The sequence below is a fragment of the Streptomyces populi genome (assembly GCF_002911015.1).
Classification (GTDB): Bacteria; Actinomycetota; Actinomycetes; order Streptomycetales; family Streptomycetaceae; genus Streptomyces; species Streptomyces populi.
Genome location: NZ_KZ626903.1, coordinates 36,844 through 47,332 on the forward strand (window position 1 = coordinate 36,844; position 10,489 = coordinate 47,332).

The 10,489-nt window shown below is 73.4% G+C and carries 10 protein-coding genes; 4 read left to right on the forward strand and 6 right to left on the reverse strand.

All coding sequences use genetic code 11. The features are described 5' to 3' along the window. Positions 1–190: 190 nt before the first annotated feature. On the reverse strand, positions 191–1,336 hold the full coding sequence (locus CW362_RS27565) for a polyprenyl synthetase family protein (protein ID WP_103552274.1): 1,146 nt from the start codon (positions 1,334–1,336) through the stop codon (positions 191–193). After that, a complete protein-coding gene (locus tag CW362_RS27570; protein WP_103552276.1) occupies positions 1,333–2,388 on the reverse strand; it encodes a tetratricopeptide repeat protein in 1,056 nt (351 codons plus the stop codon). The genes CW362_RS27565 and CW362_RS27570 overlap by 4 nt, the downstream gene beginning before the upstream one ends. 342 nt (positions 2,389–2,730) lie before the next feature. On the opposite strand from CW362_RS27570, the gene CW362_RS27575 reads away from it, so the two are divergent. Then, a complete protein-coding gene (locus tag CW362_RS27575; protein ID WP_103552278.1) occupies positions 2,731–3,612 on the forward strand; it encodes an aminoglycoside phosphotransferase family protein in 882 nt (293 codons plus the stop codon). 18 nt (positions 3,613–3,630) lie between these two features. On the opposite strand, the gene CW362_RS27580 is transcribed toward CW362_RS27575, so the two are convergent. After that, entirely contained in the window at positions 3,631–4,470 is an 840-nt protein-coding gene (locus CW362_RS27580) for a helix-turn-helix transcriptional regulator (RefSeq protein WP_103552279.1), read from the reverse strand. 102 nt (positions 4,471–4,572) lie between these two features. On the opposite strand from CW362_RS27580, the gene CW362_RS27585 reads away from it, so the two are divergent. Then, the gene (locus tag CW362_RS27585; protein ID WP_103552281.1) at positions 4,573–5,280 is read left to right on the forward strand and encodes an SDR family NAD(P)-dependent oxidoreductase; all 708 of its coding nucleotides are present in this window, start codon (positions 4,573–4,575) and stop codon (positions 5,278–5,280) included. A 39-nt stretch (positions 5,281–5,319) separates the two neighbouring features. Here the strand turns inward: CW362_RS27585 and CW362_RS27590 are convergent, their stop codons facing one another. The 3 genes from CW362_RS27590 to CW362_RS27600 form a co-directional block, all read right to left on the reverse strand. Continuing rightward, entirely contained in the window at positions 5,320–5,832 is a 513-nt protein-coding gene (locus tag CW362_RS27590) for a TetR/AcrR family transcriptional regulator (protein WP_240658067.1), read from the reverse strand. 176 nt (positions 5,833–6,008) lie between these two features. Next, on the reverse strand, positions 6,009–7,454 hold the full coding sequence (locus CW362_RS27595; protein WP_103552284.1) for an MFS transporter: 1,446 nt from the start codon (positions 7,452–7,454) through the stop codon (positions 6,009–6,011). Positions 7,455–7,637: 183 nt separating this feature from the next. Next, positions 7,638–8,840, reverse strand: coding sequence for an FAD-dependent monooxygenase (locus CW362_RS27600; protein WP_206301066.1), 1,203 nt, complete (start codon positions 8,838–8,840; stop codon positions 7,638–7,640). 337 nt (positions 8,841–9,177) lie between these two features. Between CW362_RS27600 and melC1 the strand changes: the two genes are divergently transcribed. Both melC1 and melC2 read left to right on the forward strand, forming a co-directional pair. Then, entirely contained in the window at positions 9,178–9,582 is a 405-nt protein-coding gene (gene melC1, locus CW362_RS27605) for an apotyrosinase chaperone MelC1 (RefSeq protein WP_103552288.1), read from the forward strand. A 33-nt stretch (positions 9,583–9,615) separates the two neighbouring features. Continuing rightward, a complete protein-coding gene (melC2, locus tag CW362_RS27610) occupies positions 9,616–10,440 on the forward strand; it encodes a tyrosinase MelC2 (RefSeq protein WP_103552289.1) in 825 nt (274 codons plus the stop codon). Positions 10,441–10,489 lie beyond the last annotated feature (49 nt).

Consider the following 10,489-nt stretch of genomic DNA (forward strand, 5'->3'; position numbering starts at 1 on the left):
GGGGCATCTCTTTACAAAAGTTCGCTTATCGGTGATCGAGGAGTGGCCAACAGTGCGCCGACCGAACAGATGTGAGGGGGAATGAAGTGGTTGCCTGACGAGGCCGATCGGCGCGCGCGTGTGACCGATGTCGCACCGTCCCGGCCCCGGAGCGGACGGGGCGGGAGCACGCGGCGGGGAACCGGAGGTCTCAGACCGCGCGGTCGGCGAGGGCGGACAGGACGGTGCGCAGCTCCGTCGCGGGCCCGGGGGCGAGGGGCAGTCCCGCGAGCAGCGCGTCCGCCGCGGCCAGGTGGCGGCGCGCCTCACGCACGGCCGCCGCGCGTCCGCCGGCCCGCTCGACGAGGGCGGTCGCGCGGCGGACTCCGGCACCGTCCAGGGAGTGCGGGGCCGCGAGGAGTTCGCCGAGTTCGCCGTACCCGGCGCCGCCGAGCGCCGCGAGCACCGGCAGGGTCTTCTTCCCCTGCCGCAGGTCGCCGTGGACCGGCTTTCCGGTGACCGACGGATCGCCCCAGACGCCCAGCACGTCGTCGGCGATCTGGAAGGCGACGCCGAGATGACGTCCGGCGCGGTCCAGCGCGGCCACGGCCGGGTCCGGCGCTCCGGCCAGCCGGGCGCCGAGTGCCAGCGCACAGCCGAGCAGGGCGCCGGTCTTGCGCTCGGCCATCACCTCGTACTCCGCCACCCCGACCGCGTCCGGTCCGGTCCAGGGCCTGTCGGCGAACAGCAGGTCGTCGGCCTGGCCGCGGACCAGGTCACCGAGCGCGGAGGTCAACTGCCGTACGGCGGAACCGGATCGGGGAGCGAGAGCCACGGTCTCGACGGCCAGCGCGAACAGCGCGTCGCCCGCGAGGACGGCGGGACCGGTGCCGTACGCCTTCCACACGGCGGGGCGCCCGCGGCGCAGCGCGTCACCGTCCATGATGTCGTCGTGGAGCAGCGAGAAGACGTGCACGAGCTCCACCGCGACGGCCGCGGGCACACCCGCCTCGGCCGGGCCCGAGACGGCTTCCGCCCCGAGGACGGCCAGCGCCTGCCGCACTCCTTTGCCCTGGCCGTGGTCGGCGGGGGCACCGCCGACCTCGCAGCGGCCGAACGCGTACCGGGCCATCTCGGCGACCCAGGGGTGCAGTGTGCCGATCGCCTCCGCCAGCGCGGGAGCGGCGAGTTCGCGGCAGCGGCGCAGCACCCGCGCGGCGGCGGGCGGGGACTCGGGGGTGATCGGCGACGTCCGGGCCGCGCGGTCCGCGGCCACCGCGGGAACCGGCGCGGCCGTCGTGTCCGCCGCCACGGGGGCCGCCGGGACGGCCGGAACGCCGAGGGTCGTCGAGGTCATCGCGCGGCCCCCGTCTCGCCGGTCCCGGTCGTCAACCCGAGTTCCGTGCGCGCCCGTTCGACCATCCGGTGAGCGTGCCGCAGCCCGATGCGCTCCAGCACCCCGGCCAGCTCGTCGAGTTCGGCGGCCGTCTCGGCGCCGTCGCGGCCGAGACGGGCGAGGGACTTGACCAGCCCGAGGCGGGACAGGGCCGTGCCGCGCGGCTCGCTCATCGACTCGAACTCGGCGAGGGCGCCCGCGTACACCTCACGGGCCTGCTCGTAACGCCCGGCGCGGTAGAGGACGTTGCCACGCATCTTGTGGTTGTAGGCGAGCGCTCCGGACAGCTTCATCGCGCGGCAGGAGACCTCGGCCTCGCTCAGCAGCTCCAGCGCGCGCTCCGTGTCCCCGTCCCGCACGGAGACGATGTCCGCGAGTCCTCGCAGCGCCCAGGCGTGACCGCGCCGGTCCTCGGCACCGGCGGCTATCTCCGCCGCCTCCTCGAACATCGCGTAGGCGCTGTCGTACGCGCCGGTGTTGCGGTGGATCTGGGCGATGCCCTCCAGGGCCCACACGGTGTGCCGGGCCTCGCCGCGCTTGCGCGCCTCGGCCAGCAGCTGCTCGTGCAGTGCGGTCACGGCCGCGTAGTCGCCCTGGATGCGGCCGGTCTCCGCCATGCCCGCCAGCGAGTAGCCGCGCACGACCACGTCCCCTGCCCGTCCGCCCAGTTCGGCGGCGAGCCGCAGCAGCCGCCACGCCAGGGGAAACGCCCCGCGCTGGCGGGCCAGGGTGCCGCCGCTCCACAGCGCCCACGCCATCGCGGCGCCGTCCCCCGCCTCCCGGGCGGTGCGGTAACTCGCCTTCCACGCCCGGTCGGCGTCCGTCACCTGCCCGAGCCGGCGGTGCGCCTCGGCGACCGCGAGGCCCGACCGGGCGGCCTCGGCGTGGGCGCCCGCACGCTCGGCGGCGCGCAGTTGCTCGGTGCCCGCCGCGAGGACGTCGGTCAGCGAGGAGTTCACCGACAAGGTGGTCAAGGCGCCCTGGTATTCCGGGGCGAAGGCTTTGCCGTACATGCGTGCCTTTCCGTCCGCCACCGTCCGTCCGCGTACGGGACCGGTCCGGCGGCAATGCTGTGATCGACTCCTTCAGGGCGGCGACGTGCGGCGGTCCGGCTATGCATACGATGTATACACGACATGTATACACAGAGTGCATAATGGGCCGGATCATCTTCCGTGAAGAGATGCTCCAGGGAGGACCGCCTGCCACGCGCCCGTTGCCGATCAAGACGTCGATCGCGTCCGGGAGGTTGCCCGGCCGCCTCAAACACGTTGCGCGGCGACGCGATCGGGACACAGGATGGCGGAAGTCGATGCCCTCCCACGGAAAGCAGGCCGGCGTTGCCCACAGCCCCGATGCACGCGGACGAGACGCGGATCGGCGGTCCCCTCGTACGGCGTCTGCTGGCCGAACAGTTCCCCCGGTGGGCCGAACTGCCCCTGAGGCGTGTGCGGTCGGCCGGTACGGTCAACACCCTCTACCGGCTCGGCGACGACATGGCCGTCCGGCTCCCGCGGATCGCGGACGGCGCCGACGACGCCGTCAAGGAACACACGTGGCTGCCGCGGCTCGCCCCGATGCTCCCGTTCACGGTGCCCGAGGTGCTCGGCCTCGGCACGCCCGCCGCGGACTACCCGTGGCACTGGTCCGTGGTGCGCTGGCTCGACGGCGGCACTCCGGCGCCCGGCGCGCTCACCGACGCCCGGGAACTGGCCGCCGACCTGGGCGCGTTCGTCGCCGCCCTGCGCGGGACCGACCTGCCCGGGGGACCGGCCTCCTACCGCGGCGCACCCCTGACCACGGTGGACGCCGAGACGCGCTCGGCGATCGAGGACCTCCGCGGCACCATCGACACCGGGGCCGCGACGGCGGCCTGGGAGGAGGCGCTGTCCGCGCCCGCGTGGACGGGCCCGCCGCGCTGGCTCCACGCGGACCTGATGCCGATGAACCTCCTGACCCGCGACGGCCGCCTCACGGCCGTCCTCGACTTCGGCACCCTCGGCACCGGCGACCCCGCCTGCGACTTCATCCCGGCCTGGAACCTCCTGCCCGCCGCCGCGAGGCCCGTCTTCCGGGACGCGGCCGGCGCCGACGACGCCGGGTGGGCACGGGGACGCGGCTGGGCCCTGTCCATGGCCCTCGCCCAGCTCCCGTACTACCGCGCCACGAACCCGGTGATCGCGGGCAACGCCGAGCACGTGATCCGTGAAGTGCTGACGGAGCGGCGGCTCCCGTAGCCGGACGCCACCGCGGGATCACTCCACGAGGGCCTGGGTTCCCAGGACGCCGAGCAGGGCGACGCGTTCGGCGTCCTCCGTACCGGGCTCGGCGGTGTAGACCATGATCCGCAGGTCGCCGCCCGCGACGCTGAGCACGTCGCAGTCCAGCGTCACGGCTCCGACCTGGGGGTGGTCGATGATCTTGCGGGACGCGTCGTGGCGGGCGACGGCCCCCGACTCCCACAGCTCCGCGAACCGCACGCTGTTCGCGCACAGGTCCTCGATCAGCTGCCCGAGGCGCCGGTCCGTCGGGTACCGGCTCGCGGTCGCGCGCAGGTCGGCGACGAGCGTCGCCTCGAAGGCGCGCCGCTCCCTGGGAGTGTGCCGCACCCGGCTGCCGGGGCCGACGAAGTTGCGCCACACACCGTTGCGCTCGTTGCCGCGCCACCCCGAGGGGTCGCCCAGCAGGGCCGCGTACAGCGGGTTGGCCAGCAGCAGGGTCCAGGCCGCGTCGTACACCGCCACGGGCGTCCCGCTCAGCCGGTCGACCAGCCGGTGGACGCCCGGGGTGATGTGGGCCGGCACCGTGCCCCGGCCCGGCGGCACCAGCCCGGCCACCTGGAAGAGGTGCTCGCGTTCGGCCCCCGACAGCCGCAGCGCCCGGCCCAGTGCCTCGACGACCTGCTCCGAGGGGTGGGCCGCCCGCCCCTGTTCGAGGCGGGTGACGTAGTCGACCGAGATCCCGGCGAGCAGGGCCAGCTCCTCGCGGCGCAGTCCGGCCGCGCGCCGCGTCCCGCCGCCGGGCAGCCCGACGGCCTCCGGCGTGACCCTGTCACGCCAGCGTCGCACCGTCCGCCCGAACTCCGTGTTCACCATGCCACCCACTGTGCACCCGCCCGGGCGGACCCGCCTGGTACCGGCGGTCCCAGGAAGACCGGACTCCTGGCTGTCCGCGACGCACGGCCGGACCCTGGACGCATGACCACCACACTCGTCACCGGAGCGAACAAGGGCCTCGGCCTCGAGACCGCCCGCCGGCTCGTCGCGGCCGGCCACACCGTCTACGTGGGCAGCCGGGACCCGGAGCGCGGCCGGCGCGCGGCCGCGGAGATCGGGGCGCGCGCGATCGTCGTCGACGTCACGGACGACGCGTCCGTGACCGCCGCGTCCAGGACGATCGAGGCCGAGGGCGGTCTGGACGTCCTCGTCAACAACGCGGGGATCGAGGGGCGCGGCGAGGGGAACAGCGTGATCGGCGCGGCGGAGGTGACCGCCGGCATGATGCGCGAGCTGTTCGAGACGAACGTCTTCGGGGTCGTCCGGGTCCTCCACGCCTTCGTGCCCCTGCTCCGGCGCTCCGCCGCGCCGGTCGTGGTGAACGTCAGCAGCGGACTGGCCTCGCTGACCGGGACCACCGATCCCACGAGCCCCGCCCACGCCTATCCCGGTGTCGCCTATCCGGCGTCCAAGACCGCCGTCAACATGATCACCGTGCAGTACGCGAAGGCGTTCCCCGGGATGCGGGTCAACGCCGTGGAACCGGGCTTCACCGCCACCGACCTGAACGGCAACACCGGGACGCAGACCGTGGAGGAGGGCGCCGGGATCATCGTGCGCATGGCCCGGATCGGCCGGGACGGACCGACCGGCGGCTTCTTCGACGCGGCGGGCCCTGTTCCCTGGTGACCGTGGCACCCCACTCCCCGGAGCGCGCGTCCCCTCCGCTCAGGGCGCGAGCTGGGCCTGCACCGCGGGCGCGTACCGGTCGACGATGTCGTCGACCGTGGTGGCGCGCAGGTGCGGGCCCCTGGCGATCCCGTACATCACGCCGAGGCCGAGCAGGGTGCTCACGGCGAGCTCGGCGCGCAGCCCCGCGTCCTGCCCGCTCAGTCGCCCCGCGAGCCGTTCGCTGACCTGGGCGCGGAAGTTGGCCCGCAACGTCTCGCCCTGCTCCCCCTGCAACGGGGCGAAGACGATCCGCAGGACGGGATCGGCGCCGCGCCGGGTCTGGCCCTCGAGGAGGTGGCGGACCATGTGCCGGCCGAGCTCCTCCAGCGGGGCGTCCAGCAGGGCGTCGGCGTCGGACTCGAAGGACATGACGCGGGCGAACAGCGCGTCCTTGTTGCCGAAGTACTTCAGGATCAGCGGCGCGCTCACCCCGGCCCGGTCGGCGACCGCCTTCAGCGTGATGTCCGCGTGCGCGTGCCGGGCCAGCAGATACCGGGCCGCGCGCAGGATCGCCGCCTTGCTCGCCTCGGCGTCGCGGCGGGGGGCGGGGCCCGTTCCCGGTTCCTGGTGCGGGGCGGGCGCGGCTTCCGGCTCCCCCCGCTGCGGAGCGGCGGCGGCCGGCTGCTCACCGGTCGCCGGGACGGCCGGGGACGCCGTGAGACCGGAGTGCGGGGTGGTCACGGTGCTCAAGCTCCTTCGAGGGCCTCGTCGCGGGGTGCGCCGGTGGGGCGGCCGGTTCGCGGGGTCTCGCGGGAGGCGGGGTCGGTGGGTATCGACAGTGCGGCGGCACAGGCCACCAGTGCGACGGTACCCGCCATGGCGAAGGCCAGCAGATAGCCGTGCAGGGTGGGCACCGGGGCACCCGCGACGAGACTCGTGTGGTGCACGAGCACGGCGGCCACGGCGGCGCTGCACACGGCCTGCCCGATGGTGCGCATCAGGACGTTGACGCCGTTGGCGGAGGCGGTCTGCCCGGCGGGCACGGCGCGCAGGATCAGGGTGGGCAGGGCGGAGTAGGCGAAGGTCGTGCCGATCGAGCAGACCGTGGCGCCCAGGATGATCGCCCACAGATCGCGGCTGTCGGCGATCCGCAGGACATAGCCGGAGGCGATGATCGCCGTCCCGAGGGCCAGGGTGATCCGGGGGCCGCGGGCCGCCGAGATGCGCGCCGACACGGGTGAGAGCAGCAGCATCGTCACCCCGCCGGGCAGCAGACACAGGCCGGTCGCCACGATGGACAGGCCGAGTCCGTAGCCGGTGGCCTTCGGCGCCTGCACCAGCTGCGCCGTGACCAGCGAGTTGCCGTAGAAGGAGAAGCCGGTCAGCAGGGCGGCGACGTGCGGCAGGGCCACGCGCGGGCGGGCGGCCAGCTCGAGGTCGACGAGGGGGCGTTCGGCGCGCAGCTGCTGCCGCCACCACAGCGTGAGGATCGCCGCGCAGCCGGCGAACAGGCCGAGGATGCCGGGGCTGGTCCAGCCCCAGGTGCCGCCCTGGGACACGGCGAGCAGCAGGCACACCAGCCCGGCGGCCAGACCCAGCGCGCCCACCGTGTCGAAGCGGCCCGGCTCCCGGACGGGCGACTCGCGCACCGCCCACCAGGCCAGCGCCGTCCCGAGGACGCCGAGCGCGGTCGTCGCCCAGAACATGACGTGCCAGTCGGCGTACTGCACCAGGAGGGCGGCGAGCGGCAGGCCGAGGGCGGCGCCGATGCCCACGGTGGAACTCATCAGGGCGACGGCGGAACCCGTGCGCTCCGGCGGCAGCTCGTCACGCAGGATGCTGATCGACAGCGGGACCACGGCGGCGGCGGCCCCCTGCAGCGCCCGCGCCACGATCAGGACGCCGATGTGGGAGCTGAGCGCGCACATCAGTGAGCCGACCGTCATCATCCCGAGGGCCATGAGCAGCACGCGCCGCTTGCCGTACATGTCTCCCGCGCGGCCCAGGACGGGGGTCAGCACCGCTCCGGCGAGGAGGGTCGCGGTCACCATCCAGGAGACCGCGCCCGCCGAGGCCCCGGTCAGCCGGGGCAGGTCGGGCAGCAACGGGACGACCACCGTCTGCATCACGGCCATGAGGATCCCGCCGAACGCCAGGACAGGTATCGCGAGCCGCTCGCGCAGGGCCGCCATCTGCACTCCAGAAGTAGACGAGAAAAAGAGGTGAATGACAATTCACCATACCGGTGAATCGCCATTCACCCCAAGGGGGGTCCACTTCTCGCGAGGCACCGGCGCTCGGCCCGGGTATCGGCCGGGCCCGGACTCGACCCGGGTACCGGCCGGTACCGCCGCCGTCGGCCCCGGCCGGTACGGCTACCGCCGGGCGCGGGCCTGCACCCCGCGGGCGACCCGGGGCCCGAGCCAGCGCTTGAAGCGGCGCAGCGTCTCCAGCCGTCCGGCCGCGCGGTCGATCCGGTAGTACAGCTGCGGCGGGACGTACGGCAGCAGTGGCGAGTGGCGCTGCCCGAGCAGGGCGAACATCTGGGCCGGCGGAAGACCGATGTAGCGCGGCAGGTTCTCGTACCACTGGGCGCTGTGGCGGGCGGCGCTCTGCACCGGCAGGAGCTCGGCCCTGCGCTCCCGCCCGTAGCGGGTGAGGGCGGTTTCGAGGTCCGCGTGCTCGTGCAGCGCCCGCGCCAGGGAGATGGCGTCCTCCAGGGCGAGGGTGGTGCCGGCGCCGATCGAGTAGTGCGTGGTGTGGGCGGCGTCGCCGAGCAGGACGAGGTTGCCCCGGTGCCAGGTCCGGTTGGTCAGGGTGCGGAAGGTGAGCCACCGGGCCGCGCCGTCGGCCTGCGCCCGGCCGATCAGCCCGTGTCCGCCCAACAGTCCGGCGAAGAGTTCCTCCAGCAGCGCGAGACCTTCGCTCTCGCCCGCGCTGTCGAGCCCGAGGCCGGTCCAGGTCTGCGGGGAGCACTCGATGACCAAGGTGCTCCGGTCGTCCCCGAACCGGTAGGCGTAGGCCCAGATCCAGCCGTGCTCCGTCTCCACGAAGGAGAAGGTGAACGAGTCGAAGACCTTGGTCGTGCCGAGCCAGATGTAGCGGTTGCGCCCGTGACCGATCTCGCTGCCGAAGTGGTCGGCGTGACGTTCGCGCAGGGCGCTGTTGACCCCGTCCCCGGCGACGACGAGGTCGGCTTCGGGCAGCCGGTCGGCCGTGATCTCGCTCTCGTACTCGACGCGGACCCCGAGGGACCGCGCCCGCTCCGCGAGCAGGTCGAGCATCCGGCGGCGGCCGATGCCGAATCCCTCGTCCCCCGGGGCCACGGTCGTACGGGTGCCGACATGGGCGACGCCGTCGCTCCAGCTCACCGAGTTCTCGCTGACGGCGAGCGCGGACGCCGGGTCGCCCTCACGCAGTTTGTCGAGCAGCCCCGCCCAGTAGGTCACGCCCCAGCCGTACGTCGATCCGGCCGGGTTCCGCTCGTGGACGGTGATGTCGTGGGACGGGTCCTGGAGCTTCATCAGGATCGAGAAGTACAGGCTTGCGGGTCCGCCACCGACGCACGCGATCTTCACGCGCACTCCCCTGTGTTGCACATTGCGGTCGATTGAGCACGAAGAGTAGCAGCGGGTGCCATACCCGTGGTTCACGCCAGATCGCGGGCGTGAGCCGCGCCACGGGCCGGCGCCCGCGACCGCAAGATCATCCGCACAGACCCTCCCGGCCGGAGGATTTCCGCTCCCGCCCGCCCCGGAGCGCCCCGGACAGCAAGATCATCTTCGTTCAAGTCTGCACGACATGTAGGCGATTGTCCGGATCGCAGCCAACCGACATTCGGCGATTTCTCCCGTTGTTTGACGACCCGATAGGCATATCGGGTCATCGACAGAGCTGATCACAGGAGGTCTCCGCATGCCGGAGCTCACTCGCCGCCGCGCCCTCGGGGCCGCCGCCGCGCTCGCCGCGGGCGGCGGGGTCCAGACCCTCGCCGCGTCCTCCGCGTCCGCGGCACCGAACGGACCCGGCGCGTCACGGGAGTCCATGGACGGGCACCACCACGGCGGCCCGCAGCCCTTCGACGAGGTGTTCCAGGGGCGCCGCATAGAGGGCCGCCCGGTCACCGGGGGCGGTCACCACCACGGCGGCGGATACGCCGTGTTCATCGACGGCGTGGAACTGCACGTGATGAGCAACGCCGACGGCAGCTGGATCAGCGTCGTCAGCCACTACGCCCCCGTGCCCACCCCGCGCGAGGCGGCCCGCGCCGCCGTCGTGGAGCTGCAGGGGGCGCCGCTCGTGCCCTTCGCCGCCAACTGAACCACCCCGCAAGCAGATCGTGGAGTCCCGCACATGACCGTACGCAAGAACCAGGCGAGCCTGACCGCCGACGAGAAGCGGCGATTCGTCGACGCTCTGTTGCAGCTCAAGCGCAGCGGAAAGTACGACACCTTCGTCACCACCCACAACGCGTTCATCCTCGGCGACACCGACAACGGCGAGCGGACGGGCCACCGTTCACCGTCGTTCCTGCCCTGGCACCGCAGATTCCTCCTGGAGTTCGAGCGGGCCCTGCAAACCGTCGACCCCTCGGTGGCACTGCCCTACTGGGACTGGAGCACCGACCGCACCACGCGGGCCTCCCTGTGGGCGCCCGACTTCCTCGGCGGCACCGGGCGCAGCCTCGACGGCCGGGTGATGGACGGCCCGTTCGCGGCCTCCACGGGCAACTGGCCGATCAACGTCCGTGTCGACAGCCGCACTTATCTGCGCAGGTCGCTGGGTGGCGGGGTCCGGGAACTGCCGACCCGTGCCGAGGTGGAGTCCGTGCTCGCCATGGCGACGTACGACATGGCGCCCTGGAACAGCGCCTCGGACGGCTTCCGCAATCACCTCGAAGGCTGGCGGGGCGTCAACCTCCACAACCGGGTGCACGTGTGGGTGGGCGGCCAGATGGCCACGGGCGTCTCCCCCAACGATCCGGTGTTCTGGCTCCACCACGCCTTCATAGACAGGCTGTGGGCCCAGTGGCAGCGCCGGCACCCGGCTTCCGGCTATCTCCCGCTCAAGGACACCCCGAACGTCGTCGACCTCGGCGAGACGATGAAGCCGTGGAACGACACCCGGCCGGCCGATCTGCTCGACCACTCCGCGTTCTACACGTTCGACACCGTCTGATCCCGGCCGCGCCCGCTCCGGCCGGCCCCTCGAGGGGCCGGCCGGAGCG